The sequence below is a fragment of the Streptomyces sp. NPDC045431 genome, assembly GCF_040646655.1.
In the GTDB taxonomy this organism is placed as follows: Bacteria; Actinomycetota; Actinomycetes; order Streptomycetales; family Streptomycetaceae; genus Streptomyces.
The window spans coordinates 1-26,504 of the sequence record NZ_JBEZAQ010000007.1 but is presented as its reverse complement, the minus strand read 5'-3'; the positions used below and the strand labels follow the sequence as shown (position 1 = coordinate 26,504).

Genomic DNA, 26,504 nt, shown 5'->3' with positions numbered 1-26,504 from the left:
GTCGACGCACGCTTGAGCGCCCCGGTGGGGGTCCCCCCGGCGAAGCCAGGGGGAGAACCGAGCCCCTAAGAGAACGGCCTGGCCGGCCAGGGGGCGTCCGCCGGGCGCAGGGCGTCCAGGCCGTCGCCCGCCCGGGCCGCCAGCAGCGAGAGCACGCCCACCACCAGGCACGTGTTGTGCAGGTCGCCGGCGAGCACGCCACGCGCCAGCTCGTCGAGCGGTACGCGCGCGAGCTCCATGTCGGCCTCCTCCTCGGCGACCTCGAAGCGGTCGCCCTCGGCCGCCGACAGGCCGCGCGCCAGGAAGATCCGTACGGCTTCGTCGCAGCCGCCGGGCGTGGTGTAGACGTCGGTGAGGACGTTCCACCGGTCGGCCTTGACGTGCGCCTCCTCGTACAGCTCGCGCACCGCCGCGTTCAGCGGGTTCTCGCCGGGGACGTCCAGCAGACCGGCCGGGATCTCCCACAGCTTGTGCCGCACCGGGTGGCGGTACTGGCGCAGCACGAGCACCCGGTCCTCGTCGTCGAGTGCGAGGACGGCCACCGAGCCGGGGTGGACCTGGTAGTCCCGGCGTACGACGGACCCGTCCGGCATGACCACGTCGTCGGTGCGGACACTCGTCTTGTTGCCCCGGAACGGCACCTCGGTCGCGGTGACCCGCCACTCCTCGGGTGTGTCCTTGATGGTCATGAAAGACGTCCTCCCTCGTGCACAAGAAAACCGGGGCACGTGCCCTGATCAGGCCCGTACCCCGGTCAACCGTATCTCTAGCGGGCTACTTGCCCGTCTTCCGCTCCGCCTGCTGCCGCTCGACGGCCGCCTTCACCAGGCCCGCGAAGAGCGGGTGCGGGCGCGTGGGGCGCGAGCGCAGCTCCGGGTGCGCCTGGGTGGCGACCAGGTAGGGGTGCACCTCGCGGGGGTACTCCACGTACTCGACGAGCTTGTTGTCCGGGGAGGTGCCGGAGAAGACGATGCCCGCCTTCTTCTCCAGCTCCGCGCGGTAGGCGTTGTTCACCTCGTAGCGGTGGCGGTGGCGCTCGTCGACGTACGGCTGGTCGCCGTAGACCTCGCGGACGATGGAGCCCTCGGCGAGCTTCGCCGGGTACAGACCCAGGCGCATGGTGCCGCCCAGGTCGCCGGCGCCCTCGACGTACGCCAGCTGCTCCTCCATCGTCGAGATGACGGGGTGCGAGGTGGCGGGGTCGAACTCGGTGGAGTTGGCGTCCGCGATGCCGGCGAGGTTGCGCGCGGCCTCGACCACGATGCACTGCAGGCCCAGGCACAGGCCGAGCAGCGGGATCTTGTTCTCGCGGGCGTACTGGATGGCGCCGACCTTGCCGTTGACGCCGCGCTCGCCGAAGCCGCCGGGGATGACGATCGCGTCGACGTCGCCGAGCTGCTTGGCGGCGCCCGCCTGGGTCTTGCAGTCGTCGGAGGTGACCCACTTGACCTTGACGCGGGCCTTGTTGGCGAAGCCGCCGGCGCGCATCGCCTCGGTCACCGAGAGGTACGCGTCGGGCAGGTCGATGTACTTGCCGACGAGCGCGACCGTGACCTCGTGGTCGGGGTTGTGGACGCGGTCCAGCAGGTCGTCCCACGTCGTCCAGTCGACGTCCCGGAAGGGCAGGTCCAGCTTGCGCACGACGTACGCGTCGAGGCCCTCGGTGTGCAGCACCTTCGGGATGTCGTAGATCGACTTGGCGTCGATGGCCGCGACCACGGCCGCCTCGTCGACGTCGCACATCAGCGAGATCTTGCGCTTGATCGCGGTCGGCACGTCGCGGTCGGCGCGCAGCACGATCGCGTCCGGCTGGATGCCGATGTTGCGCAGGGCGGCGACCGAGTGCTGGGTCGGCTTGGTCTTCAGCTCGCCGGAGGGGCCGATGTAGGGCAGCAGCGAGATGTGCACGACGAAGACGTTGTCCCGGCCGACCTCGTGGCGGACCTGGCGGACGGTCTCCAGGAACGGCAGCGACTCGATGTCGCCGACCGTGCCGCCGACCTCCGTGATCACGACGTCGACGTCGTCCGTCGCCATGCGGCGGATGCGGTGCTTGATCTCGTTGGTGATGTGCGGGATGACCTGGACGGTGTCGCCGAGGTACTCGCCGCGGCGCTCCTTGGCGATGACCGTGGAGTAGACCTGGCCGGTGGTGACGTTGGCCGAGCCGTCGAGGTCGACGTCGAGGAAGCGCTCGTAATGGCCGATGTCCAGGTCGGTCTCGGCGCCGTCGTTGGTGACGAACACCTCACCGTGCTGGAACGGGTTCATGGTGCCGGGGTCGACGTTCAGGTACGGGTCGAGCTTCTGCATCGTGACCCGCAGGCCCCGCGCCTTGAGCAGCGCACCCAGGCTGGAGGCGGTCAGCCCCTTGCCGAGGGAGGACGCGACACCCCCGGTGACGAAGATGTGCTTGGTCGTCGTTGTTTTGGGCGGCATGGCCAAGAGGGGGCTCCCGTGGTCGCGGTTGGAGGTGCGTACCGGCGTCCGGTCCGGAGTGCTCCGAGGAGTTCCGGGGGTGCCGTCGCTGCGGTTCGGGGGCCGCCGATTCGTTGTGCGGCGCCCACCGGTCCACGGGCTACCAGGGTATCAGCGCCAGGGGGAGACCGCTCCCGGCCACGCGCGGCACCTGGATTGGCACGGCGTGCGACGGGCACGAGAGTGGGCACCCGTCAGCCACCCGCCGGGCACCCGATCGGCTCAAGGAGGACATTGGATGGAGGCGAACGCCCCACCAGGACGATCACACGGAGGAGCTGGCAGCATCGTATTCTGCTCTGACATTCTCCCCTGACACCCCAGACCAGTAAGCGCCCCACGGGGCGAACGTGGCCGTTCGACTGGAGATGCACGTGGCCGGGCGCATCGAAGACTACGCACTCATCGGAGACATGCAGACCGCTGCGCTGGTCTGCCGGGACGGCACGGCCGACTGGCTGTGCCTGCCGCGCTTCGATTCGCACGCCGTCTTCGCGGGCCTCCTCGGCACCGAGGAGCACGGCTTCTGGCGGATCGGACCGGCGTACGCCGACGGCGCCGAGCCGCCGACGGCCGACCGGCGCCGGTACGTCGGCGACTCGCTGATCCTCGAATCCGAGTGGGACACCCCGGGCCGGGGCACGGTCCGCGTCACCGACTTCATGCCGCCGCGCGACGGCGCGCCGCAGCTGGTGCGGATCGTGGAGGGCGTCAGCGGCCGGGTGCGGATGCGCTCGGCGCTGCGCATGCGGTTCAGCTACGGGCGGGTGGTGCCGTGGGTGCACCAGGTGGACGGCCGGACGGTCGCCGTCGCCGGTCCCGACTCGATCTGGCTCGACACCGAGGTGGAGACGCACGGCGAGGACCTCACCACGTACTCGGACTTCACGATCAAGGAGGGCGACCGGGTCGCCTTCACCATCAGCTGGCAGCCCTCGCACCACGCGCCGCCGCCGCTGGCGGACCCGATGGGCGCGCTGGAGACGACCTCCGCGTTCTGGCGCGAGTGGGTCGAGCACTGCACCTACCGGGGCCCCTACCGCGAGGCCGTGGTCCGCTCGCTGATCACGCTGAAGGCGCTGACGTACGCCCCGACGGGCGGCATCGTCGCCGCGCCGACCACCTCGCTGCCCGAGGACATCGGCGGCGTGCGCAACTGGGACTACCGCTACACCTGGCTGCGGGACGCCGCGATCACCCTCTCCTCGCTGCTGCGCACCGGCTACCGCGAGGAGGCCCGCGCCTGGCGCGAGTGGTTGCTGCGCGCGGTCGCCGGCGACCCGGAGAACCTGCAGATCATGTACGGCATCGCCGGTGAGCGCGAGCTCGGCGAGGCCGAGCTGGACTGGCTGCCGGGGTACGAGAACTCCGCCCCGGTCCGGGTCGGCAACGGCGCGGCGGCGCAGCTCCAGCTGGACGTGTACGGCGAGGTCACCGAGGCGCTGCACCTGGCGCACATGACGGGCCTGGCGCGCAACGACTACGCCTCGCTGCTCCAGCTGAAGCTGATCCGCTACCTGGAGGACCACTGGGACCAGCCCGACGAGGGCATCTGGGAGGTGCGCGGGCCGCGCCGCCACTTCACGCACTCCAAGGTCATGGCGTGGGTCGCGGTGGACCGGACGATCAAGCTGATCGAGTCGGGTGACGCGGACGGGCCGCTGGAGCGGTGGCGCGCGCTGCGCGACGAGATCCACCGGGACGTGTGCGAGAAGGGTTACGACCCGGAGCGCAACACCTTCACGCAGTCGTACGGTTCGAAGGAGCTGGACGCTTCGCTGCTGCTGATCCCGCAGATGGGCTTCCTGCCGCCGGACGACAAGCGCGTCATCGGCACCATCGAGGCGATCCAGCGGGAGCTGTCCACGGAGGACGGCTTCATCCTGCGCTACCCGACCGAGGGCGCGGAGGAGGGCGTGGACGGCCTGCCCGGTGACGAGGGCGCGTTCCTGGCGTGCTCGTTCTGGATGGCCGACGACCTGGCGATGATCGGACGGGTCGACGAGGCGCGCCGGCTCTTCGAGAAGCTGCTGGCGCTGCGGAACGACCTGGGGCTGCTGGCGGAGGAGTGGGATCCGCGCCTGCAGCGCCAGGTCGGCAACTTCCCGCAGGCCTTCAGCCACGTGCCGCTGATCGACACGGCACTGCGGCTGACGGCCTCGGGCGCGTACGGCGGCTGACGGCCGGTCGGCGACCGGTCGGCGGCTAACAGGCGGCGATCACCTCGCGGGCGGCGCGCTCACCCTCGGTCGCGCCGCCTTCCATGAAGCCCTGGAAGTCGTAGGAGCAGTGCTCGCCGCCGATGTGGATGCGGCCGCCGGGGCCCTGGGGGGTGCCCTCGTAGCCGGCGTACCGGTGCAGGTAGCCGACGGGCCACATCGAGTACGCGCCGAGCGTGTACGGGTTGCGGTGCCAGGCGGAGAGCTGGGCGCGGCCCGTCCACGCCTTGGAGGTGCCGGGGAAGAAGGCGTCGATGCCGCGCAGGCGGCGGGCGACGAGGTCGCGGACGTACGGGTCGGACTCGGTGGAGAACGGCCCGGCCGGGGTGAGGGTCCTGGCGAGGGTGCCGCCGGCGTACTGGATGAGGATGCCGCCCGTGCCCGGCTGGATCTTGGTGGTGTCCCAGGTCTGCTGGACGTCGGTGTCGGTGAAGCAGTCGCCCGCCGAGACGCCCGGCCAGGGCCCGGTGCCGCGCCAGGGGCGGGTACCGAACTGCATGTTGAGCTTGGTGCAGTGTCCCATGCGCGCATCGCGCAGGAGGTCCCGCATGCGCGCGTCGAAGCCCGCCTGGGTGAGGTCGAGCCGCTGGAGGACGGGCAGCGGCACGCACAGGATCGTGTGGTCGGCGGTGACCGTGCGGGTGGTGCCGCCCTCGCTGAAGGTGAGGGTCTGCGTCCCGTCGGAGTTGGCGCGTACGGCGGTCAGCGACCAGCCCATGCGCAGGGTGCCGGCGGGCAGTGAGGCGGCGATGGCGCGCGGGAGTTGGTCGTTGCCGCCGGTGATGTGGTAGCGCTCGTTGGACAGGCCCCAGACGTTGAAGTTGCCCGGGTTGGTCTGGTAGCCCATCAGCAGGACGAGCGCGAGGGACGACTGCTCGGTGGTGTCGGCGCCGTACTCGACGTTGTAGGCGACGTCGATGAAGCGGCCCAGCGGCGAGGAGTGCCCGCCGGGGACGCGGCTCTCGATCCAGTCGTATATCGACATGTTGTCGAGGGCGGTGCCGGCCGGGGTGGTCTGGTTCCACTTGACCTCGCCGGCTTCCTGGAGGTCCCGGTGGAGCTGCTGGTAGACCGCCTTGAAGTCCTCGTCGGCCTGGTGGCGGGGGTAGTAGGTGCCGTTGAACCACAGCACCTCCTCGGCGCCGGTGGGGCCGCCGCCGAGGAAGTCCTCCAGGGGCAGGTTGAAGCGGCGGCAGAGCTCCTGGATCTTCTTGTGGCTGGTGTCGATCAGCTCGCCGCCGATCTCGGAGATCTGGCCGTACGCCCAGTGGTCGCGCTGCGTCCACATGCGGCCGCCGACGCGGGTGGGGTTGGCTTCGTAGAGCGTGCAGTTCAGGCCGGCGTCGCGGAGGGTGAGGGCGGCGGTGAGGCCGGCGATGCCGGCGCCGACGACGGCGATGCGGGGCGCGGTCGCGGCCGTGGTCGCGGCGTGCGCCTGCGTCGGCTTGGCGGCCACGGTGGTGCCGACGCCCGCCGCGAGGCCGAGAGCGGCGGCGCGCTGGAGCAGTTGGCGGCGGGTGGAGCCGCGGACTTCGGCGACGGGCATGTCGAGCCGCTCGGCGGCGGCGCGGTGGGCGGCGATGTCGCGCAGGGCGCGCATCAGGGGCGTACGGGACATGGGGGCTCCTCGGAGGGGGGATCCGCCCGGACGGTGGCGGGGTGACTCGGACGGCGGGGGGTGGCGGGTAGCGGGGGTGGCGCGGGCTCAGACGGTGGCGGGGGCTCAGACGGTGGCGGGGGCTCAGACGGTGGCGGCGGGCCGGCCGTCGTGCTGTTCGTCGCCGTGCTGCTGGTCTTCGTCGTCGCGCTCGGCCGCGTCCTCGAGGACGATCCGGCCGATGATCTCGTAGCGCTGGGGCTGCTTGGCCCGCAGGTAGAAGCCGAGACCGAGGCCGCCGAAGAAGACGGCGCCGACGATCCACGGGATAAGGGTGAAGAAGAGGGAGTCGGCGGCGAGGCCGGCGGCGGTCTCCATGTTGAGCACCAGCAGGACGACGACCGCCGTCATGCCGATGCCGCCGAGGAGGGGCGCGGTGAAGGTCTTGAACCAGTGCCGGTCCTCGGGGTGGTTCTTGCGGAAGTAGCCGATGACGGCGAAGGAGCAGAGGGTCTGGACGATGAGGATCGCCATCGTGCCGAGGATCGCGAGCAGGGTGTAGAGGTGGATGTACGGGTCCTGGCCGGTGAGCCAGAAGGCGCCCACGAGCGCGACGGCGATGGCGCTCTGGACGTACGAGGCGATGTACGGCGAGCCGTGCTTGGCGTGCGTACGGCCGAGGGCGGGGTGGAGGAAGCCCTCGCGGCCGATGGCGTACAGGTAGCGCGAGGCGCACTGGTGGAAGGCCATGCCACAGGCGAAGGAGCCGGTGAGCAGCAGCCATTGGAAGGCGTCGACGGCCCAGGCGCCGATGTACGCCTGGGTGGGGTGGAAGAACAGGTCGAGCGGGGTGGCGGAGGCGGAGACCTCGACGGCGCCCTTGAGGCCGTTGCCCGCGATGGTCATCCAGGACACGTAGATGTAGAAGAGGCCGACGCCGATGACGGAGACGAGCGTGGCGCGGGGGATGACCCGCTTGGGGTCGCGGGACTCCTCGCCGTACATCGCCGTGGATTCGAAGCCGACCCAGGACCAGAAGGCGAAGAAGAGGCCGAGTCCGGCGGAGGTGCCGGTGAAGGCGTTGGCCGGGTTGATGGGCTCGGTGGGTATGCCGTCGGGGCCGCCGCCCGCGATGAGCACCGCCGTGGCGACGGCGAACAGGACGGCGATCTCGGCGACGAGCATCACGCCGAGCGCCTTGGCGGTGAGGTTGATGTCGAAGTACGCGAGGACGGCGGTGACGGCGAGCATCCCGGCCGCGTACAGGATCCACGGGAGGTCCACGCCCAGTTGGTCGGCGACGGTCGTCTTGGTGAAGTAGGCGAAGACGCCGACGATGGACGCCTCGAAGACGATGTACGCGAGGACCGCGAGCATGCCGGAGGCCATGCCGGCGATCCTGCCGAGGCCGTGCGAGATGTAGCCGTAGAAGGCGCCGGCCGCGGTGATCCGCTTCGCCATGGCGACGTACCCGACGGAGAAGACGGTCAGGACGAGCGTCGCGAAGAGGTAACCGGCCGGGGCGCCGGTGCCGTTGCCGAAGCCGACCGCGATGGGGAGGTTTCCGGTCATCGCGGTGATCGGTGCGGCGGTGGCGACCGCCATGAAGACGACGCCGACCAGTCCGACGGAGTTCGCCTTGAGCCGTTGCACCTGGTGCGCTTCGGGGGTGTGGTTCTCTGCCATGCCGGGAGACCCTCCTCCAGCGTGACGTACGCCACAAGCGACATGCGGTCATACAAATGCCGTGCCGGGGCGACGACTTGTCGAGGGGTGCGGCAGGTCGTCACCGGCGCGTGATGTCGGCGCGGCGGCGGGGCCGGTAGCGTCCGGCTGCATGAGCTCGATGGATGGTCAGGGCGGCCGGGGCGATCACGGTGGCGGGATCACCGTGCGGCGCGCGCTGGAGCTGCCCGGTCTGCGCGGTGGCCTGCCGGAGGTGGTGGCGGGCGCGGAACGGCTGCACCGCACGGTGCGCTGGGTGCACGCCGGTGAGGTGCCGAACATCGCGTCGCTGCTGAAGGGCGGCGAGCTGCTGCTCACGACGGGCCTCGGCCTGGGTACGCGCCCGGCCGAGCAGCGCGCGTTCGTGCGGCGGCTGGCGGAGCGGGGCATCGCGGCGCTGGTGGTGGAGCTGGGGCCGAGGTTCTCGCGACTGCCGGCGACGATCGTGGAGACGGCCCGGGCGGCGGGCCTGCCGCTGGTGCAGCTGCACCGGGAGGTGCCCTTCGTCTCCGTCACGGAGGAGGTCCACACCGAGATCGTCAACGGCCACTACGCGATGCTGCGGCAGGCCGAGGAGGTGCACCGGCGGTGCACGGAGGCGCTGCTGGGCGGGGGCGGGGTGCCGCAGGTGCTCTCCATCCTGGCCGACTTCGCCGCCAACCCCGTCTTCCTGGAGACGGCGGACGGGCAATTGCTGTACGCCGCCGGGACCGAGTCCGGCCCTTCGTGCGCCGATCCGCTCCAGGTGTGGGACGGGCTGCGCGGCCAGCGGGCGGCGCGGGAGGCGGAGCCGCCGGCGGGCGCGGTGCTGGTGGACGTGCCGGGCGGCGGCCCGGGCGCGGCGGCCGTCCGGGCCCGGCTGGTGATCCTGTCCGTCTCGGGGGTGCTGTCCCCCGTGCACCGCATGGCGGCCGAGCGCGCGGCGGGCATCCTGGCGGTGGTGCTGATGCAGGCCCGGCAGGAGGAGGAGCTCGCGGCGCGGGGCCGGGGCGACTTCCTGACGGACCTCGCGGAGGGCCGGATCCCCGCCGAGGAGGCGCCGGCGCAGGCCCGGGTGCTCGGCTTCAAGCCGGGCGACGGCCCCCTGCTGCCGGTCGTCATGCGCCTGGCCTCGGCGTCGCCGCCCGCGGGGAACTGGTCCCTGCTGACCCGGGCCGTCCTGGAGGAGTTGGGCGCGGTGGGCGTCCCCGTACTGCTGGGCGTCCGACCGGTCGAGGGCCGGGTGCCGCTGCTGCTGGGCCTGCGCACGGAGTCCGAGCGCACGGCGGTCGCCGACCGCGTGGCGGCCGCGCTGCGGGCGGGCGTCTCCCGCGCGGGCCTCGAACCCACGGGCGCCGGGGCGCCGGTCGTCGTGGTGGGCGTCCCGGGCAACTGGGCCGCGGCCTCGGCGGGCCTGCGCCACGCCGCCGAGACCGCGACGGCCGCGCAGGGCCTGCCGGACCGCCCCTGGTACGACGCGCGGCGCCTCGACATCGACCTGCTCCTGTGGCGCCTGAGCCACCACGGCGAGGGCGCCGCCCTGGCCGCCTTCGTGGACCGCGCGATCGGCCCCCTCCGCGACCACGACCGCACCTCCCGCCCGCCCCTGCTGCCCACCCTGGAGACGTACCTGGCCCACGCGGGTCGCAAGGCGGAGACGGCCCGCGAACTCCACCTCAACCGCCAGACCCTCTACAACCGCCTGGCCCGCATAGGCGACCTCCTGGGCACGGACCTCGACGACCCCCAGACGGTCCTGGCCCTCTCCCTGGCCTTGCGGGCCCGGCGGCATACCTCCTGATGCGGGCCCGGCGCGACATCTCCCGAGGGCGGGAGGAGTCCCGCATCTCCGGCGGGGGCCCGGCCGATTCGCCGCGTACCGTCAGGCGCCGGGTCCCGGGTCTGGGTGGACCGGCTCCTTGATGCCCGCCCTGGCGGCTTCGAGCTGAGCGGCGAAGGCGATACCAAGGAAGAGGGCGATGCCGGTCACGTTGGCCCACAGCAGCAGCGCGACAAAAGCCGTGAGGGGGCCGTACACGGCGCCGAACGAGCCGCTCCTGCCGATGTAGAGGGCGAGCAGCCAGGTGGCAACGACCCAGAGCAGCAGGTGGACACCCGAACCGAAGACGAGCCATGTGTAGCCGGGCTGATCGCGGCGGGGTGCCCAGCGGAAGATCACGGCCGAGGCCAGCGCCGCGAGCAGTACCCCGACCGGAATGTGCAGTGGCTGCCACCAGTCGAGCAGTGACGGGGACCAGTGCAACGCCTGGACCACCGACTCGCCGATGTCCCGGCCGGCGACGATGGCCAGGAAGCCGCCGCCCAGGGGGAGCCCCGCACACACGGCCAGCAGCACACCCCGGCCGTACTTGGCGAGGAAGGGGCGATCGCGTTCGATGCCGTAGATCCGGTTGCAGCCACGCTCGATCTGCCCCATGGCGGAGGCGAGGTTGAGGAGGGCGAAACCGAGCCCCAGCCACATGGCGACGGCGCCCGCGATGTCCGCCCCGGCGCTGCGCCGGGTGTCGCTCAGGGCCTGCCGGACCAGGTCCGCACTGGTTCCCGGCACGATCCTTGCCAACGCCAGTTCGATGGCCTGCCCGAGGCCCTCCGTGTGCATGGTCGTGGCCACTCCCACCAGGGCGATGGTGAACGGCACGATGCCGAGAACGACCTGGTACCCCAGGGAACGGGCGAAGCTGAAGCCGTCCGCGTACCGGAAACGGACGAAGGAGTCGAGGAACAGCTCGCGTCCTCCGTAGTGTCGCAGCGCGGTGAACGCCTCGTCACCGGAGAGCTCCTCCCCGACCATGTCCCGCGTCTGCGGCACATGCACGACCGTGCCCATGTCGTCCCTTCCGCCGAGGCGCCCGGCAGTTTCTTCCCGCGTGCGGCAGTCCCCACCGCATGGATGGTGCCTGCCATGTGCCCCCTGGGGGAGGGCGTATACCCACGCGGTCCTCAGTCCTGCCCGCCACGCCGGTGCGGACCGCCCTCGCCCCGCCGCCCGCGGCGCACAGGGGAGAGGGCGCACAAGGGGGGCGCGCGCCCCCGTCAGGGGCTCTGGGGGCGCTGTCTACGGATTCGTGAACCCGCGCACAGCTCGTCGTACACGCTCAGCACCTGCACCACCGTATCGTCCTCCGTCGGCCACGTCCCCGCCTGCACCCGCCCCGCCGCCGCCAGCTCCGCCCGCCGCACCGGGTCGGCGAGGAGCCCCGACACCGCCTCGGCCAGCGCGCCCGCGTCCCCGTACGGCACCAGGACCGCCGCGTCGCCGACCAGTTCCGGCACTCCGCCCACCGCCGTCGCGACCAGCGGGACGCCGAGGCGCAGGGCCTCCTGCGCCAGCGGGGCGCGGGCCTCCCAGCGGCTGGGGAGGAGCGCCACGTCCGCGGCGGCGAGCAGGGACGTGACGTCGTCGCGGCGCCCGAGCAGCCGTACCGGCAGGTCGTCGGTGTCGATGCGCCGCTGCAGCGCGCCCCGCTGCCGCCCCTCGCCGGCGACGGCGACCAGCGGCACGGGGTCGTGGCGCAGCCACAGCCGGGACGCGTCCAGCAGGGTGCCGTAGCCCCGGTGGGCTTCGAGCGCGCCGACCGCCATGAGCAGTGGCCGGTCCATCGCGCCGAGGTCCGCGCGGGCCTTGCCGTCCACGGCGTCGGAGCCGCGCCGGGGCGCGGGGATCGAGACGGGACCGAGGCGGGCGTCGCGGGCGCCCCGCCGCCGCGCGCGGTCCACCAGCTCGGACGACGTACCGAGCACGACGGCCGCCGCCCGCACGGCCTTGCGCTCCATCAGCCGGAGCAGCCTCGCCCGGGCGGGCCCGTCCGCGAGCGTACGCGTGTGCCAGGTGACGACGAGCGGCACGCGGCGGCGCTGCTGGGCCTGTGAGCCGAGCGCCAGCGCCGCCCGCACTCCGGCGTGCACGCCGTGCGCGTGCACCACGTCCGCGCCGGCGCACGCGGCGCGCAGCACCGCGATGGCGAGGGGGTCACTGCGCCGCGGCACGGGCACGAAGTGCGCGCCGGTGCCGAGATAGTCGTAGTCGTGGTCGAGTTCGGCCGGGGCGCACACGGTCACCCGCACGCCCCTCGCCACCAGCCCGGCGGCCAGTGATCTGACATGAGCGCTGCTGCCCGCGCTGCCGCCGCCGAGCACTTGGACCGTACGCAGCTGTGTCACGCGCCCAAGAATGCCAGTCCGTACGCGCGTTCCGGCACCAGCGAGGCCCCGTTCCCGTGTCCGGTGGCGTAACCTCGCAGCCCGTATCACTCACATGGGTGAACCTGCGATACGTCGGCTGACTTGGTCCCCGTACACCGCCGCCGCGACGACCCCGGCCGCGTGGATCACCAGCCCCACCCGGCCGTTGGCGGAGGCTATCGCGGTGCCGAGCGCCGCGCCCAGCGCGTGGGCGCCCGCGTCGCCGAGCATGGTGCGCTCCCCCAGGTCGTCGCCGACGATGGCCGCGGCGGCCCCCATGGACGCGAGGGCGAGCGGTTCGGGCCCGCGCAGCAGCCCCGGCGTACTGAGCGTGAGCACGGCGAGGGCGGCCCGCCCGGGGCGTACGTCGATGAGGTTGACGAGGTGCGCGGTACCGGCGATGACCACGCCCGCGAGGACCTTGTCGACGGGCCGTGCCTTGAGCAGTGCGCCCGCGGCGAGCCCGGCGGCCCCGATCCCGAGGAGTTTGACGGCGCCGCTGGTGACCTCCCCGTCCCGCAGGGCCCCGAGGTGGGCGCGGAAGCCGCGCCGGTGGTCGCCGTTGCGGTCGTCGTACGCGCCGCAGACCCCGGCCGCGAGAACGGCCGGCGCGGCGGCGGCGCGCGTGGGGGCGGGCAGCGCGCCGAGGGCGGCGCCCACGGCCACCGCGGGCCCGGCGTACAGATCGACGGCCCGTCCGGCGTAGTTGGTCCGCTCCCACCGCCGGTCGCCGCCCCGGCGTCGCCGCAGCCCGGCGTAGACGGCACGGGTGGCTCCGGCGGCAAGCCCGAACGCGACGGCGCTCCTGCGCAAGTTCTCGATCATGAGTGCCAGCCTAGGACGCGGTCAGGACCCCGTTGTCAGTGGCATCTGTCACTCTCTGTTACGTACCGATCGGATCCGTGAGGAGGGCCCATCCATGACGCGGTTCAGCTCCGGGAAGCACCCGTCGCCCGCACGACAGGAGGCCGGGCGGGCCCGGCGGGCCCGGCGAGCCCCACAGGCCCCGCCGGGCGCCCCTCAGCCGTCCGCCCGCGCCGCCGCCAGCAGCTCCTCCGCGTGCGCCCGCGCCGTCTCGGAGTCCTCCTGGCCGGCCAGCATCCGCGACAGCTCCCGCACCCGGTCCTCGCCCTCCAGGACGGTGACGCCGGAGCGGGTCACGGAGCCGTCGTTGGTCTTCTCGACCAGCAGCTGGCGGTCGGCGAAGGCCGCCACCTGCGGCAGGTGCGTGACGACCACGACCTGCGCCGACTTGGCGAGCTTGGCCAGCCGCCGCCCGATCTCCACCGCCGCCTTACCGCCGACACCCGCGTCGACCTCGTCGAAGAGGTACGTCGGCACCGGGTCCGTGCCGGCGAAGACCACCTCGACCGCGAGCATCACGCGCGAGAGCTCACCGCCCGAGGCGCCCTTGGCGATCGGCCGGGGCGGCGCGCCCGGGTGCGGGGCGAGCAGCAGCTCGACCTCGTCGGCGCCGTGCGGCCCGTACGCCACCGTCCGGCCGTTGACCTCCACACCCTCCGGATCCTCGGTCTGCCGGATGGCGAAGGACACCCGCGCGTGCGGCATGGCGAGCGACGCCAGCTCCGCCGTGACCGCGTCGGCGAACCGCGCCGCCGCCTCGGTGCGCGCGTCCGTGAGCGCCTGCGCCAGCCCGGAGAGCTCGGCGCGCAGGGCGTCCCGCTCGGCCGTCAGCTCGCCGATCCGGTCGTCGTCGCCGTCCAGTTCGGTGAGCCGGGCGACACCGTCCTCCGCCCACGCCAGTACGGCGTCGATGTTCTCGCCGTACTTGCGGGTGAGCGAGGTGAGCGCGGCCCGCCGCTCCTCGACGGCGGCCAGCCGCCGCGGGTCGGCGTCCAGGTTGTCGGCGTATCCGGCGAGCTCGCCCGCCACGTCCGCGAGGAGGATCGAGATCTCGCCGATCCGGTCGGCGAGCGCCGCCAGCGCGGGGTCGTGCGACCGTACGGCCTCCAGGGCCCGGCCCGCGCCCGCGACGAGGGTGGTCGCGTCGACCGCCTCCGGGTCCTCCGGGTTGCCGGCGAGCGCGCCGTGCGCGAGCGCGGCGGCGGACGCGAGGGCCTCGGCGTGGCCGAGCCGCTCGGCCTCGGCGGCCAGCTCGGCGTCCTCACCGGCGCGGGGCTCGACCGCCTCGATCTCGGCGAGTCCGAAGCGCAGCAGATCGGCCTCCTGGGCCCGCTCCCGCGCCCGCGTGGTCAGCTCCTCCAGCTCGGCGGAGACGGCCCGCAGCCGCCGGTACGCCTCGCTGTACCCGGCGAGCGGCCCGGCGACCGCCTCCCCCGCGTACCGGTCGAGTGCGCCCCGCTGCCGGGCCGGCTTGAGCAAGCCCTGCTGGTCGGTCTGGCCGTGTACGGCGACGAGGTCGTCGGCGAGCTCGGCGAGTACGCCGACGGGCACGGAGCGCCCGCCCAGGTGCGCCCGCGAGCGGCCCTCCGCCGAGATGGTGCGGCTGACGATGAGGGCACCGTCGTCGAGCTCGGCTCCCGCCTCCTCGGCCCGTACCGCCGCGGCGTCGCCCGGCGCCACGCTGATCCGCCCCTCGACGACGGCCGACGGCGAGCCGATCCGCACCAGGGCCGGGTCGGCGCGCCCGCCGAGCAGCAGCCCGAGGCTCGTCACCACCATGGTCTTGCCCGCACCGGTCTCGCCGGTCACCGCGGTGAAACCGGGTGACAGCTCGACCACCGCGTCGTCGATGACTCCGAGCGACCGTATCCGCATCTCCTCCAGCACGGAGAAGACCTTACGAGGTCCGGAGCCCGGAGTGCGACGGCCCCCGCCCCGCGTCGCCGATCCCGCAGGTCGCGCCCGCGTCATCCGGGCCCCGGTCAACCCACGTGCTCCCCGGATGTCACTCCACGGAGTGGCGGGGGCCGGCGGCGCCGCCGGAGTGCACCGGGTTGACCGCGCTCCAGTCGCGCTGTCCGCGGCCTGCGGCGAGCGCGGCGTCGAACTGCGCCAGCACGCCGTCGAGGAGCGGGTGCCGGTCCTCACCGGCCTCCCCGGCCATGCGGGCGGCGTAAGTGAGGTCCTTGTGGGCCCACTCCACCTGGAAGTTGGCGGGCTCCGGCGGGCTGAGGTAGCTGTCCCAGGCGAGCCGGGTGACCACACCGCCGGGGCGCTCCACCAGCGCGGGCCCGACCTGGAGCGGGTCGAGGCCCACCGCCTCCGCCAGACGCAGGGCCTCGCCCAGTCCGGCGAGGTGGACGGCCTGGAGGGCGTTGAGGACCAGCTTGAAGCGGGTGCCCGCACCGGCCGGTCCGAAGTGCTTGACCTCCTTGGCGATGGCGTCGAACACCTCCTGCAGCCCGGGGAGCCGGGAGGCGTCCCCTCCGGCGAGCAGCACCAGGTTCCCGGTCCTGGCGCCGGCGGCCCCGCCCGTCAGCGGCATGTCGAAGAAGACCGCGCCCTGCCGCTCGCACGCGGCGGCCAACTCCTCCACCCAGCCCACGGAGAGCGTCGCCGAGGCGACGAGCACCGCGTCCTCCCGCGCTCCCGCCAGGATGCCGTCCGGCCCCTGCCACACCTGCCGGGACGAGGCGTCGTCGGCCGTCACCTCGAAGACGACGTCGGCCCGGGCGGCGGCCTCGGCCGGGGTGGCGGCGATCACCGCGCCGGCGGCGGCGAGTCCTTCGACGCGCCGGGGGCTGCGGTTCCACACCACCACCTCGTGCCCGTGCCGGAGCAGGTTCTCGGCCATGCCCCCGCCCATGATGCCCACGCCCACCACGGCGACCTTCGCCATCGGTTCCTCACTTCACTCGTACGACCGCGCCCGCCCGAAAGTCTGCGCCATCGCCCCCGCGCGGCACACACCCGCCCAAGGCGGGCCCGCCGCCGCCCCGGTGGCACGCCTTCGCGCAGCCGGGAGCCGCGACGTCCAGGACATCCGGCACGGGCTGTACCAGGCTCCGGACAGGGTCGTCGTACACCGCCCCTAGTGCGGCGCCCCCCGCCACCCCGACACCGGCAGGGCGAACTTCGCCACCAGCCGGTCGGTGAACGACGCGTGGTGCAGCCGCGCCAGCCGTACCGGCACGGCGCCCCGGCGGACCTCCACCCGCGCGCCGGCGGGCAGTTCGACGGTGCGGCGCCCGTCGCACCACAGCACGCCGTGCGGCGTGTGCGGCTCGACCTCCACCGCCAGCACCGACTCGGGCGTGGTCACCAGCGGCTTGGCGAAGAGCGCGTGCGCCCCGATCGGCACCATCAGCAGCGCCTCCACCTCGGGCCAGATCACCGGCCCGCCCGCCGAGAAGGCGTACGCCGTCGAGCCGGTCGGCGTCGCGCAGATCACGCCGTCGCAGCCGAACCCGGTCACCGGCCGCCCGTCGATCGCGAGGACGACCTCCAGCATGCGCTCGGCCGACACCTTCTGGACGGCGGCCTCGTTGAGCGCCCAGTCGGTGTGCAGCACGTCGCCGTTCTCGTACACGGCGACGTCGAGGGTCATGCGCTCCTCGACCTCGTACGCCCGTGTCACCACCCGGTCCACGACCTTGTCGAGGTCGTCGCGCTCGGCCTCGGCGAGGAAGCCGACCCGCCCCAGGTTGACGCCGAGCATCGGCACGCCGGAGGCGCGCGCGAACTCGGCGCCGCGCAGCAGCGTCCCGTCACCGCCGAGCACGATCAGCAGCTCGCAGTCGTCGAGCACGCCGGGCGTCGCCTCGGGGACGGTCTCCACGGTCGGCGGCAGCGGCAGGTCCGCCGCCTCCGCCGCCAGGACGCGGACGCCGATGCCGCTGCGCAGCAGCCCGAGGACGACCAGCTCGGCGCTGCGCACCGCAGCCGGCCGGCCGGTGTGCGCGAGCAGGAAGACGGTCCGTCCGGTCGTCGCTTGCGGTGCCGCTGTCGTCGATGTCACCGAGGTCCCTCCGCCACAGCCCGGTCCACATCCGCCGGATCCAGGACGGGCGCCCCCGCCCGCAGCCACAGAAAGTACTCGACGTTGCCGGACGGCCCGGGCAGCGGGCTCGCCGTCACGCCCAGCACACCGAGCCCCAGCTCGGCGGCGTGGCGCGCCACGCCCCGCACCGCCTCCGCGCGCAGCTCCGGGCTGCGGACCACTCCCCCGCTGCCCAGCCGCTCCTTGCCCACCTCGAACTGCGGCTTCACCATCAGCACCAGGTCGGCGTCGGGCGCGCAGACCCGCACCAGAGCGGGCAGCACGAGCCCGAGGGGGATGAAGGAGAGGTCTCCCACGACCAGGTCCACCGGCTCTCCGTCGATCGCGTCCAGCGTCAGCTCACGTACGTTCGTACGGTCCTTGACGGTGACGCGTTCATCGCTCTGCAGCGACCAGGCGAGCTGCCCGTACCCGACGTCGACGGCGACGACGTGCGCGGCCCCGGCGCGCAGCAGCACGTCGGTGAAGCCGCCGGTGGACGCCCCGGCGTCCAGCGCCCGCCGCCCCTCGACCTTCAGCCCGCGCGGTACGAACGCCTCCAGCGCCCCGGCCAGCTTGTGCCCGCCGCGCGAGACGTAGTCGGGGTCGGTGTCGTCCTGGGCGACCACGATCGCGGCCGCGGTCTCCACCTGGGTGGCGGCCTTGGTGGCGGTGGCGCCGCCGACGGTCACCCGCCCCGCCGCGATCAGCTGGCTCGCGTGCTCGCGCGAGCGGGCGAGCTTGCGGCGTACCAGCTCGGCGTCGAGACGGCGGCGTGCGACTCCTGCCACGTTCGGTTCAGCTCCTGTGTTCGTACGGCGAAGGCATCGGCGGGCGCGCGTCGAGCGCGGTCAGCGCGTCCCGCAGCCCCCTGTGTACATCCTCGTACACCTCGAGGTGACCGTCCGCAGGGAGGTGGTCGGCGTCGCCCAGCCGCTCGAGACCGGCGTCGACCCCGGGATGGCCGGTGGGCACGCGCTCCACGCCGAGCGGCGCGGGCGCCGCCGGCTCGTACGCCTCGGGGTCGTACGCCTCGGGGTCGTGCGCGCCGGGCTCGTACGCCTCCGTCCGCGCGGGCGTCACCACCGGCGCGGGCGTCACCGGGCCCGTCGCCGGGGCCGTCCCCGGGTCCCCCTCCTCGGGCATCACGTCGCTCATGCCCAGACGCTACCGCGAAGCGCTGGGGTACGGTCGGTGGCGATGGCCACGATCGAGGAGTGCCGCAGCGCACTCGACAGACTTTCCGACAGCCTCACGCGGGCGAACGGCGAGGTGCGCGACGCCACCGCCCTCGACCGCACGCTCAGCTGCCACATCACGGACCTCGACGTCACCTTCACCGGCCGCCTCGCGGGCGGCCGGATCGAGGTCGGCGACCAGGTCGAGGGGCCGCCACAGGAGCGGGCCGAGATCCGGCTGGCGATGACCGGTGACGACCTGGTGGCGCTGGTGGACGGCGGGCTGAACTTCGCCAGGGCCTGGGCCTCCGGCCGCGTCAGGCTGGAGGCCGGCTTCCGCGACGTGCTGCGGCTGCGCTCACTTCTGTAGCGCGGGCGTCACCCGGGCCTTGCGGGCGGCCGGCACCACCAGCGGAGTCCCGGTCTCCGGGTCCTCGATGACCTGGCAGCGCAGGCCGAAGACCCGCTCGACCAGCTCCGCGGTGACGATCTCGCTCGGCGGGCCCTCGGCGATGATCTCCCCGCCCCGTACGGCGATGAGGTGGGTGGCGTACCGCGCCGCGTGGTTCAGGTCGTGCAGGACGGCGACCAGGGTGCGGCCCTGCGTCTCGTGCAGCTCGGCGCACAGGTCCAGCACGTCGATCTGGTGCTGGATGTCGAGGAACGTCGTGGGCTCGTCGAGCAGCAGCAGCGGCGTCTGCTGGGCGAGCGCCATCGCGATCCACACGCGCTGGCGCTGGCCGCCGGAGAGCTCGTCGACGTACCGGTCGCCGAGCTCGCCGACGCCGGTCGCGTCCATCGACTCCTGGACGATCCGCTCGTCCTCCGGGGACCACTGCCGCAGCAGCCCCTGGTGCGGGTAGCGGCCGCGGGCGACGAGGTCGGCGACGGTGATGCCGTCGGGCGCGATGGACGACTGCGGCAGCAGGCCCAGCGTGCGGGCGACCTTCTTGGCGGGCATGGAGTGGATGGCCTGGCCGTCGAGGAGCACACGGCCCTCGGTGGGCTTCAGCATCCGGGACAGCGCGCGCAGCAGCGTCGACTTGCCGCAGGCGTTGGGGCCGACGATCACCGTGAAGGAGTTGTCCGGGATCTCGACCGACAGGTCGCGGGCGATGATCCGCTGCTCGTAGGCGAGCGTGACCGACTCGGCGCTGAGCCGCTGGTGCTGGCGCTGCATGGACGTACTCCTGGCGTTCTCGTGGTTCGTGGGGGTCATATCCGGCCTGCCCTGCGCTCCGTGACCAGCAGCCACAGCAGGTACACACCGCCGACGACGCCGGTCACCACGCCCACCGGAAGCTGCCGGTCCCCGAAGGCGTTCGTGGCGGTCCAGTCCGCGATCAGCAGCAGCGCGGCACCGGTGAGCATGGCGGCGCCCAGGTTCGGCCCGGGCGAGCGGGTGAGCCGGCGGGCGACCTGCGGGGCGCTGAGCGCGACGAAGGTGATGGGTCCGGCGGCGGCGGTGGCGACGGAGACCAGCAGGACGGCGGAGGCCGTGAGCGCCACGCGCGTGCGCTCCACCTTCACGCCGAGGGCGTACGCCGCGTCGTCGCCCATCTCCAGCATCCGCAGCGGCCGCCCGTACGCGAGGACCACGGGGATCAGCACGCAGGACACGGCGAGCAGCGGCCAGAACTGGGTCCAGTCGCGCCCTTCCAGCGAGCCGGTCATCCAGACGGTGGCGCGGGTGGCGTCCACCAGGTTCGCCTTGGTGATCAGGTAGTGGATGACGGCGGTGAGCATGGCCGCCACACCGATGCCGACGAGGACGAGCCGGAACCCGTGGACGCCCCGCTTCCAGGCGAGCAGGTACACGGCCGCGCCGGTCAGCAGGCCGCCGACGACGGCCCCGGCCGCGACGGCGGCGGAGTCGCCGTCGAAGAGCACGATCACGGTGAGCGCGCCGACGGTCGCACCCTGCCCGAAGCCGATCATGTCGGGGCTGCCGAGCGGGTTGCGGGTGAGGGACTGGAACACCGCGCCGCCCAGGCCGAGCCCCGCCCCGACGAGGACCGCCACGAGGACGCGCGGCAGCCGCAGGTCCCACACGACGAAGTCCTGCACCACCGTGCCGTCGCCGAGGAGCGTGGCGACGACGTCGCCAGGGGCGAGGGGGAAGTCACCGCTGCCGATGAGGACGACCCCGGCCGCGAGCGTCACCAGGAGCAGGCCGAGGGCGACGCCTAGGCCGCGCGGCTCGACCCGTACGGAGAGCCCGCCGGGCATGCGTATCACGCGTGTCGCTTTCACAGCTGGGCCATCCTCTTGCGGCGTACGAGGTGGATGAAGACGGGCCCGCCGATGACCGCGGTGACGATGCCCACCTGGAGCTCGGCCGGCCGGGCCACGACCCGCCCGATGACGTCGGCGCCGAGCAGCAGCACCGGCGAGAGGACGGCCGCGTACGGCAGGATCCACCGCATGTCCGGGCCGGTGAGCGCCCGTACGAGATACGGCACCGCGAGCCCGACGAAGACGATGGGCCCGCAGGCGGCGGTCGCGGCGCCGCACAGCAGCGTCACCGCGACCATCGCGAGCACGCGCGTGCGGTTGAGGTTCGCGCCCAGCGCGCGGGCGGTGTCGTCGCCCATCTCCATGGCGTTGAGCGGCCGCGCGATCAGCAGCGCGAGGACGACCCCGACCACGACGAACGGCGCGACCTTGCCGACGGTCGCCATGTCGGCGGTGGCCAGCGAGCCCACGGTCCAGAACCGCAGCCGGTCCAGCGCCGCCGCATCCAGCAGTTGTACGGCGTTGACGTAGCCGTACAGCGCGAAGGTGGCGGCGGTTCCGGCGAGCGCGAGGCGCACGGGCGTGGCGCTGCGGCTGCCGCCGAGGACGTACACGACGACGGAGACGAGCGCCGCCCCGGCGAACGCGAACCACACGTACCCGGACAGGGAGGTGATCCCGAAGAAGCTGATGGCGGTGACGACGGCGGCGGCGGCGCCCGCGTTGACGCCCATGAGTCCCGGCTCGGCGAGCGGGTTCCGGGTCAGCGCCTGCATGACGGCCCCGGACAGCCCGAGCGCGACACCGACGAGCAGTCCCATCAGGGTGCGCGGCATGCGCAGCTCGGCGATGACGACGTCGTTGCCGGTACCGGAGTTGTGGAACACCCCGTGCCACACATCCCCGACGGGAACCGGTTTGGCACCGATCACGATGCTCGCGACACACACCAGCAGCAGGACACCGACGGCCCCCAGCAGCCCCAGCGCACGCACCGAATGGCGCCTGCGCGGCTGGGCGGCGGGTATCGGCTCCGCGCTCACTTCGGAAGGACTCTCGACCAACACCCGGTTAGGTTAGCCTATCCTCCTTTCGCCACCAGCCCCCTGACCTGCACAGCCGCGGCGTGGCAGCCGAGGGGAATACGGAACCAACGGCTGGAAACAGACGGAAGGGGCGGACCGCGGACCCGGCGCGCCACCGGCGGAACGACGAACGGCCCACGGCCGGGCCACCGGACCGGCGGGCCACGGCGGGACCCCGCCGAAGAGCCCCGTTCCCACGTCCGGCCGCTTACGCAACCGCCCGCCCCGCGAGGGATCGCTCCCCTGACGAACCCTCACCACCCCAGGCGCGCCAGCGCCTTCCCGGCGTCCAGCCCGCACGCCCCCGCACCCGCCTGCGCCCACGCCGCCGCGCACAAGGCCCGCAGCCCGTCCAGGTTCTCGCCCTCACCCTCCAGGGCCAGCGCGCCGCCCCCGCTCACCGACGCGGTCCAGCCCCCGCAGACGAACCCGTCCGCCGCCGACCCCGTCACCTCGGGCTGCCCCGTGAGGAGCCCCCGCAGATCCGCGTCCACGTACGTCGGCCGGTGCTCCGGCACGGCCGCGAGCAGCTGCGCCGGGTCGGTCACGCCGGTCAGCACGAGCAGCGAGTCCACGCCCCCGTTGACGGCGCCCTCGATGTCCGTGTCGAGCCGGTCCCCGACCACCAGCGGCCGCTCCGCTCCCGTCCGCAGGATCGTCTCGCGGTGCATCGGCGTCAGCGGCTTGCCGGCGACCTGCGGCTCCGCGCCCGTCGCGATGCGGACGACCTCCACCGCCGCGCCGTTCCCGGGCGCGATGCCCCGCGGGCCGGGGATGGTGAGGTCGGTGTTGGACGCGAACCACGGAACCCCACGCGCGACGGCGTACGCCGCCTCCGCGAACCGCCCCCACGGCAGGTCCGGGCCCCCATACCCCTGCACCACCGCCGCCGGGTCGTCGTCCGCGGACTCCACGGGCACCAGCCCGCGCTCGCGCAGCGCGACCCGCAGCCCCTCACCGCCGATCACCAGCACCCGCGACCCCTGCGGCACCTGCTCGGCGATCAGCCGCGCGACGGCCTGCGCGGAGGTGACCACGTCCGTCGCCTCCGCCGGCACGCCCAGCTCCGTCAGGTGCGCCGCCACGGCCTCCGGTGTCCGCAGCGCGTTGTTGGTGACGTACGCCAGGTGCATGCCACCGGCCCGTGCCGCCTCCAACGCGTCGACGGCGTACGCGATCGCCTCTCCGCCCGCGTACACCACCCCGTCCAGGTCCAGCAGCGCGGTGTCGTACGCCTCGCTCAGCGCGGTCGCGCTTCCGCTCGGCCGCGTGCGGGCCGCCCCGGCCGCCGGAGCCTGCGCCGCCCGGTCAGTGCCGTCCGTTCCGTCCGTGCCGTCGCCGTGCCGCTGCTGCGCCATGTCCGTCGTCCTCCCTGCGAATCCACTCCCTCGATCATCGCTCATGGCGCGTCCCACATACGATGCTGGGATGAACAGCACGGGTCCTGCGGCCAACGACGGTCTGCACCTGCTCCCCTTCCGTGGGCTGCGCTACGACGCCCAACGGGTCGGCAGCCTCGCCGCGGTGACCTCCCCGCCGTACGACGTCGTCGTACGGCCCGACGGCCTGAACCATCTGGAGTCGGCCGATCCCCACAACATCGTCCGGCTGATCCTCCCGCAGGCCGCCACCAACGGCGCCCGCCACCGCCAGGCCGCCGAGACCCTCGACGCGTGGCTCGCCGACGGCGTCCTCGCCCCGGAGACCGAGCCCGCCCTGTACGTGTACGAGCAGCGCAAGGGCGACCTCCTCCAACGCGGCCTCATCGGCGCCCTGGAACTCTCCACCCCCGCCGAGGGCGTCGTCCTGCCGCACGAGGACGTGATGCCGCACGTCATCGAGGACCGCGCGGCCCTGATGCGTACGACCGCCGCCAACCTGGAGCCCCTGCTCCTCACCTACCGCGGCAACGGCAGCGCCACCGGCGCGACCGCCGTCATCGAACGCACCACCCTGCGCGCCCCCCTCCTCGCCACCACCACGGAGGACGGCTTCAGCCACCGCCTGTGGGCCATCACCGACCCGGCCGACATGGACCGGATCGCCGCCGACCTCGCCCACCACCAGGCCCTGATCGCGGACGGCCACCACCGCTGGGCGACCTATCTGCGCCTGCGCGAGGAACACCCCTCCCCCGGCCCCTGGAACTACGGCCTGGTCCTCCTCGTCGACACGGCCCGCTACCCCCTCCAGGTCCGCGCCATCCATCGCCTGCTGAACCGCCTGCCCGTCGCCGACGCGCTCGCCGCCCTCGACGCCCACTTCCGGATACGCACCCTGGAGGAAGGAACCCCGCTTCCGGCGGCCATGGAGGCCCTCGCCTCCGCCGCCGCCGAGGGCAACGCCTTCCTCCTCACCGGCGACGACGGCCGCCTCCACCTCATCGACCGCCCGGACCCCGCCCTACTGGCCCGCACGGTGCCCGCCGATCGCCCGGAGGCATGGCGCACGCTCGACGCCACGGTCCTGCACGCCACCCTGATCGACCGCGTCTGGCAGGTCCCGGACACGCCGGAACACATCGCGTACATCCACGACACCGAGGCCGCCGTCACCCTCGCCGCCCGTCGAGGCGGCACGGCGGTCCTGATGCATCCGGTACGCGAAGAGGTCGTACGCGACCTCGCCCGCCAGGGCGTCACGATGCCCCGCAAGTCGACGTCGTTCGGCCCGAAGCCCGCGACGGGCCTCGTGCTCCGCAGCCTCACGCTGGGCTGAAACGCAAAAAGGGCGGCACCCCGGGATGGGGTGCCGCCCTTTCGTCATCAGCGCTGGTCGCTCCGGTCGCCGTCCTCGGCGTCCGGCTCGTCCGCGTCGTCCTCCGCGTCCGCGTCGAGGTCCTCGTCGGTCACGGCGGCGTCGACGAACTCGACGCCGTCCATCTCGGCGAGCCGGTCGGAGGCGTCGGTGCTGCCGTCCTTGTCGGCCTCCAGCGCCTTGGCGAACCACTCCCGCGCCTCGTCCTCGCGGCCCGCCTCCAGCAGCGCGTCGGCGTACGCGTACCGCAGGCGTGCGGTCCACGGCTGGATGGAGTTCGAGGCCAGCTCCGGGCTCTGCAGGGTCACGATGGCGGCGTCGAGCTGCCCCATGTCCCGGCGGGCTCCGGCGGCCACGAGCCGCATCTCGACCTGGCCGGCCTTGTCGAGCTTCTGCACCTCGGGCTCACCGGCCATCGCCATGGCCCGCTCCGGCCGGCCCAGCCCGCGCTCGCAGTCCGCCATGACGGGCCACAGCTCCACGCTGCCGGTCATCCGCCGCGCCGCCCGGAACTCGGCCAGGGCCTCGGCGTACTTCTGCGTGGCGTACGCGGCGAAGCCGGCGGCCTCCCGCACCGCGGCCACGCGCGAGGCGAGCCGCAGCGCGATGCGCGAGTACGCGTACGCCTGCTCCGGGTCCTCGTCGATGAGCTTGGCGACCATCACGAGGTTCCTGGCGACGTCCTCGGCGAGCGTCTTCGGCAGGCTCATGAGCTCCTGCCGCACGTCCTTGTCGATCTCGTCGCCGGTGACGTCCGCCGGGATGGGCAGCCGCTTGATGGGCTCCCGGTCCCGGTCCTCGCGCCGGAACCCACCGCGGTCGTCCCGCCCCCGGTAGCCGCCACCGCCGCCCCCACGCCGGTCGTCACGCCGGTCATCCCGACGGTCATCCCGACGGGGCCCACGCGCACGGTCGTCCCGACGGAACCCGGGCCGGTCGTCACGACGGTCATCGCGGCGGTCGTCCCGCCGCTGCATGCGGTCGTCACGGGGGAAGGTGCCGCGGTCGCGGTCGTCGCGCCGGTCGTCCCGACGGAACCCACCACGGTCCCGGTCGTCACGCCGCGGAGCCCGGTCGTCCCTGGGGAACGCCGGCCGGTCGTCCCGACGGAAACCGGCACCGCGGTTGTCGTCTCGCCGGTCATCGCGACGGAACCCGCCACGGTCGCGGTCGTCGCGCGGAGCGTCACGACGGTCATCCCGCCGGAACGCCGGGCGGTCGTCTCGCCGGTCATCACGACGGAAGCCGCCACCACGGTTGTCATCGCGCTGGTACGCCGGGCGGTCGTCTCGCCGGTCATCACGACGGAAGCCGCCACCGCGATTGTCATCGCGCTGGTACGCCGGCCGATCGTCACGGCGGTCATCACGACGGAAGCCACCACCACGGTTGTCATCCCGGCGGAAGCCGCCGCCGCGGTTGTCATCGCGCCGCGGCGCCCGGTCGTCACGTCGGTCGTCCCGGCGGAAACCGCCGCCACGGTTGTCATCCCGACGGTCGTCGCGACGGAAGCCGCCGCCGCGGTTGTCATCCCGGCGGTCGTCGCGGCGGAAGCCACCGCCACCGCCACGGTTGTCGTCACGACGCTCATCCCGTCGGTCGTCACGGCGGAAGCCACCGCCGGAAGGACGCGCGCCCCGGTCGTCACGGCGCCCGAAGCCGCCCCGGTCGTCGGTACGACGGGGCCCACGGTCACGTTCGTCCCGACGGTCGTCACGCGGAGCGTCACGCCGGTCATCCCGCCGGAACGCCGGGCGGTCATCGCGGCGGTCGTCGCGGCGGAAGCCACCGCCACCGCCACGGTTGTCATCACGGCGCGGCCCGCGGTCATCGCGCCGGAAGCCGCCCCGCTCGCCACCGTCCCTGCGACGCGGCTCGCGCTCCGGACGATCGTCGGAGGAGTTGGTGGACATGGGCATGGCTCCTGTCATTCGGGTACCGCAGTCATTCTCGCGCAGTCGGCCGTCCGACGCGCTTCGGGAAAATCCCGCACAATTACAAAAGGACCCTTGGTCCCAGCATGCACGCTGGGACCAAGGGTCCTTGAAAGATTGTTCGGCGGCGTCCTACTCTCCCACAGGGTCCCCCCTGCAGTACCATCGGCGCTGAAAGGCTTAGCTTCCGGGTTCGGAATGTAACCGGGCG

22 protein-coding genes and 1 rRNA gene are annotated in these 26,504 nt (G+C 73.4%); 4 read left to right on the top strand and 19 right to left on the bottom strand.

Translation table 11 applies throughout. The annotated features are described in order from the left end of the window. Positions 1–65: 65 nt before the first annotated feature. Together AB0A69_RS17210 and AB0A69_RS17205 are read right to left on the bottom strand one after the other, a co-directional pair. On the bottom strand, positions 66–689 hold the full coding sequence (locus tag AB0A69_RS17210) for an NUDIX hydrolase (protein ID WP_361421742.1): 624 nt from the start codon (positions 687–689) through the stop codon (positions 66–68). Between the two features lie 85 nt (positions 690–774). Next, positions 775–2,439, bottom strand: a complete 1,665-nt coding sequence (locus AB0A69_RS17205) for a CTP synthase (protein ID WP_361421739.1) — start codon at positions 2,437–2,439, stop codon at positions 775–777. A gap of 413 nt (positions 2,440–2,852) precedes the next feature. Here AB0A69_RS17205 and AB0A69_RS17200 point away from each other — a divergent pair, with 413 nt between their 5' ends. Further along, entirely contained in the window at positions 2,853–4,658 is a 1,806-nt protein-coding gene (locus AB0A69_RS17200) for a glycoside hydrolase family 15 protein (RefSeq protein ID WP_361422448.1), read from the top strand. A gap of 25 nt (positions 4,659–4,683) precedes the next feature. Here the strand turns inward: AB0A69_RS17200 and AB0A69_RS17195 are convergent, their stop codons facing one another. Both AB0A69_RS17195 and AB0A69_RS17190 read right to left on the bottom strand, forming a co-directional pair. Next, positions 4,684–6,315 carry an NAD(P)/FAD-dependent oxidoreductase gene (locus tag AB0A69_RS17195; RefSeq protein ID WP_361421736.1) on the bottom strand — a complete coding sequence of 544 codons (1,632 nt, stop codon included), beginning with the start codon at positions 6,313–6,315 and terminating at the stop codon, positions 4,684–4,686. A gap of 123 nt (positions 6,316–6,438) precedes the next feature. Further along, positions 6,439–7,980: an APC family permease gene (locus AB0A69_RS17190; RefSeq protein ID WP_361421733.1), complete on the bottom strand. Its 1,542-nt coding sequence runs from the start codon at positions 7,978–7,980 to the stop codon at positions 6,439–6,441. Between the two features lie 160 nt (positions 7,981–8,140). On the opposite strand from AB0A69_RS17190, the gene AB0A69_RS17185 reads away from it, so the two are divergent. Beyond that, positions 8,141–9,799 (top strand): PucR family transcriptional regulator, encoded by a 1,659-nt coding sequence (locus AB0A69_RS17185; protein ID WP_361422445.1) that lies wholly within the window; start codon positions 8,141–8,143, stop codon positions 9,797–9,799. A gap of 81 nt (positions 9,800–9,880) precedes the next feature. Here AB0A69_RS17185 and AB0A69_RS17180 read toward each other — a convergent pair whose 3' ends face one another. The 8 genes from AB0A69_RS17180 to AB0A69_RS17145 form a co-directional block, all read right to left on the bottom strand. After that, positions 9,881–10,846: a YihY/virulence factor BrkB family protein gene (locus AB0A69_RS17180; protein ID WP_361421730.1), complete on the bottom strand. Its 966-nt coding sequence runs from the start codon at positions 10,844–10,846 to the stop codon at positions 9,881–9,883. A 206-nt stretch (positions 10,847–11,052) separates the two neighbouring features. Continuing rightward, positions 11,053–12,180 (bottom strand): glycosyltransferase family 4 protein, encoded by a 1,128-nt coding sequence (locus AB0A69_RS17175; protein ID WP_361421727.1) that lies wholly within the window; start codon positions 12,178–12,180, stop codon positions 11,053–11,055. A gap of 90 nt (positions 12,181–12,270) precedes the next feature. Then, a complete protein-coding gene (locus AB0A69_RS17170) occupies positions 12,271–13,026 on the bottom strand; it encodes a hypothetical protein (protein WP_361421724.1) in 756 nt (251 codons plus the stop codon). Positions 13,027–13,221: 195 nt separating this feature from the next. After that, the gene (recN, locus tag AB0A69_RS17165) at positions 13,222–14,940 is read right to left on the bottom strand and encodes a DNA repair protein RecN (protein ID WP_361422442.1); all 1,719 of its coding nucleotides are present in this window, start codon (positions 14,938–14,940) and stop codon (positions 13,222–13,224) included. A gap of 130 nt (positions 14,941–15,070) precedes the next feature. Continuing rightward, positions 15,071–15,964, bottom strand: a complete 894-nt coding sequence (locus AB0A69_RS17160) for an NAD(P)-dependent oxidoreductase (RefSeq protein WP_361421721.1) — start codon at positions 15,962–15,964, stop codon at positions 15,071–15,073. A gap of 192 nt (positions 15,965–16,156) precedes the next feature. Continuing rightward, a complete protein-coding gene (locus AB0A69_RS17155; protein WP_361421718.1) occupies positions 16,157–17,083 on the bottom strand; it encodes an NAD kinase in 927 nt (308 codons plus the stop codon). Beyond that, the gene (locus AB0A69_RS17150) at positions 17,080–17,895 is read right to left on the bottom strand and encodes a TlyA family RNA methyltransferase (protein ID WP_361421715.1); all 816 of its coding nucleotides are present in this window, start codon (positions 17,893–17,895) and stop codon (positions 17,080–17,082) included. The genes AB0A69_RS17155 and AB0A69_RS17150 overlap by 4 nt, the downstream gene beginning before the upstream one ends. A 7-nt stretch (positions 17,896–17,902) precedes the next feature. Continuing rightward, positions 17,903–18,262, bottom strand: a complete 360-nt coding sequence (locus AB0A69_RS17145; protein ID WP_361421712.1) for a hypothetical protein — start codon at positions 18,260–18,262, stop codon at positions 17,903–17,905. A 42-nt stretch (positions 18,263–18,304) separates the two neighbouring features. Here AB0A69_RS17145 and AB0A69_RS17140 point away from each other — a divergent pair, with 42 nt between their 5' ends. Beyond that, on the top strand, positions 18,305–18,652 hold the full coding sequence (locus AB0A69_RS17140) for an SCP2 sterol-binding domain-containing protein (RefSeq protein WP_361421709.1): 348 nt from the start codon (positions 18,305–18,307) through the stop codon (positions 18,650–18,652). On the opposite strand, the gene AB0A69_RS17135 is transcribed toward AB0A69_RS17140, so the two are convergent. The 4 genes from AB0A69_RS17135 to AB0A69_RS17120 all read right to left on the bottom strand — a co-directional run bounded on the left by AB0A69_RS17135 (position 18,641) and on the right by AB0A69_RS17120 (position 22,960). Beyond that, the gene (locus AB0A69_RS17135; protein ID WP_361421706.1) at positions 18,641–19,462 is read right to left on the bottom strand and encodes an ABC transporter ATP-binding protein; all 822 of its coding nucleotides are present in this window, start codon (positions 19,460–19,462) and stop codon (positions 18,641–18,643) included. The two genes, AB0A69_RS17140 and AB0A69_RS17135, sit on opposite strands and share 12 nt — an antisense overlap. Before the next feature lie 35 nt (positions 19,463–19,497). Beyond that, positions 19,498–20,511, bottom strand: a complete 1,014-nt coding sequence (locus AB0A69_RS17130; RefSeq protein ID WP_361422439.1) for an iron chelate uptake ABC transporter family permease subunit — start codon at positions 20,509–20,511, stop codon at positions 19,498–19,500. A gap of 20 nt (positions 20,512–20,531) precedes the next feature. Next, positions 20,532–21,545 carry an iron chelate uptake ABC transporter family permease subunit gene (locus AB0A69_RS17125; RefSeq protein ID WP_361422436.1) on the bottom strand — a complete coding sequence of 338 codons (1,014 nt, stop codon included), beginning with the start codon at positions 21,543–21,545 and terminating at the stop codon, positions 20,532–20,534. Positions 21,546–21,856: 311 nt separating this feature from the next. Continuing rightward, positions 21,857–22,960, bottom strand: coding sequence for an HAD-IIA family hydrolase (locus AB0A69_RS17120; RefSeq protein WP_361421703.1), 1,104 nt, complete (start codon positions 22,958–22,960; stop codon positions 21,857–21,859). 70 nt (positions 22,961–23,030) lie between these two features. On the opposite strand from AB0A69_RS17120, the gene AB0A69_RS17115 reads away from it, so the two are divergent. Continuing rightward, positions 23,031–24,320: a DUF1015 domain-containing protein gene (locus AB0A69_RS17115; protein WP_361421700.1), complete on the top strand. Its 1,290-nt coding sequence runs from the start codon at positions 23,031–23,033 to the stop codon at positions 24,318–24,320. Positions 24,321–24,367: 47 nt separating this feature from the next. Here the strand turns inward: AB0A69_RS17115 and AB0A69_RS17110 are convergent, their stop codons facing one another. The 3 genes from AB0A69_RS17110 to rrf all read right to left on the bottom strand — a co-directional run. After that, on the bottom strand, positions 24,368–25,129 hold the full coding sequence (locus AB0A69_RS17110) for a tetratricopeptide repeat protein (RefSeq protein ID WP_361422433.1): 762 nt from the start codon (positions 25,127–25,129) through the stop codon (positions 24,368–24,370). Then, positions 25,066–26,160: a hypothetical protein gene (locus AB0A69_RS17105; RefSeq protein WP_361422497.1), complete on the bottom strand. Its 1,095-nt coding sequence runs from the start codon at positions 26,158–26,160 to the stop codon at positions 25,066–25,068. The genes AB0A69_RS17110 and AB0A69_RS17105 overlap by 64 nt, the downstream gene beginning before the upstream one ends. A gap of 252 nt (positions 26,161–26,412) precedes the next feature. Then, positions 26,413–26,504 (bottom strand): 5S ribosomal RNA (rrf, locus tag AB0A69_RS17100); the annotation flags it as partial.

Bases quoted from the DNA above. Each gene is read 5' to 3' on its own strand.
- AB0A69_RS17210 (WP_361421742.1), bottom strand. From the start codon at position 689: ATGACCATCAAGGACACACCCGAGGAGTGGCGGGTCACCGCGACCGAG.
- AB0A69_RS17205 (WP_361421739.1), bottom strand. From the start codon at position 2,439: ATGCCGCCCAAAACAACGACGACCAAGCACATCTTCGTCACCGGGGGT.
- AB0A69_RS17195 (WP_361421736.1), bottom strand. From the start codon at position 6,315: ATGTCCCGTACGCCCCTGATGCGCGCCCTGCGCGACATCGCCGCCCAC.
- AB0A69_RS17190 (WP_361421733.1), bottom strand. From the start codon at position 7,980: ATGGCAGAGAACCACACCCCCGAAGCGCACCAGGTGCAACGGCTCAAG.
- AB0A69_RS17185 (WP_361422445.1), top strand. From the start codon at position 8,141: ATGGATGGTCAGGGCGGCCGGGGCGATCACGGTGGCGGGATCACCGTG.
- AB0A69_RS17180 (WP_361421730.1), bottom strand. From the start codon at position 10,846: ATGGGCACGGTCGTGCATGTGCCGCAGACGCGGGACATGGTCGGGGAG.
- AB0A69_RS17170 (WP_361421724.1), bottom strand. From the start codon at position 13,026: ATGATCGAGAACTTGCGCAGGAGCGCCGTCGCGTTCGGGCTTGCCGCC.
- recN (WP_361422442.1), bottom strand. From the start codon at position 14,940: ATGCGGATACGGTCGCTCGGAGTCATCGACGACGCGGTGGTCGAGCTG.
- AB0A69_RS17160 (WP_361421721.1), bottom strand. From the start codon at position 15,964: ATGGCGAAGGTCGCCGTGGTGGGCGTGGGCATCATGGGCGGGGGCATG.
- AB0A69_RS17145 (WP_361421712.1), bottom strand. From the start codon at position 18,262: ATGAGCGACGTGATGCCCGAGGAGGGGGACCCGGGGACGGCCCCGGCG.
- AB0A69_RS17140 (WP_361421709.1), top strand. From the start codon at position 18,305: ATGGCCACGATCGAGGAGTGCCGCAGCGCACTCGACAGACTTTCCGAC.
- AB0A69_RS17135 (WP_361421706.1), bottom strand. From the start codon at position 19,462: ATGCAGCGCCAGCACCAGCGGCTCAGCGCCGAGTCGGTCACGCTCGCC.
- AB0A69_RS17130 (WP_361422439.1), bottom strand. From the start codon at position 20,511: ATGCCCGGCGGGCTCTCCGTACGGGTCGAGCCGCGCGGCCTAGGCGTC.
- AB0A69_RS17120 (WP_361421703.1), bottom strand. From the start codon at position 22,960: ATGGCGCAGCAGCGGCACGGCGACGGCACGGACGGAACGGACGGCACT.
- AB0A69_RS17115 (WP_361421700.1), top strand. From the start codon at position 23,031: ATGAACAGCACGGGTCCTGCGGCCAACGACGGTCTGCACCTGCTCCCC.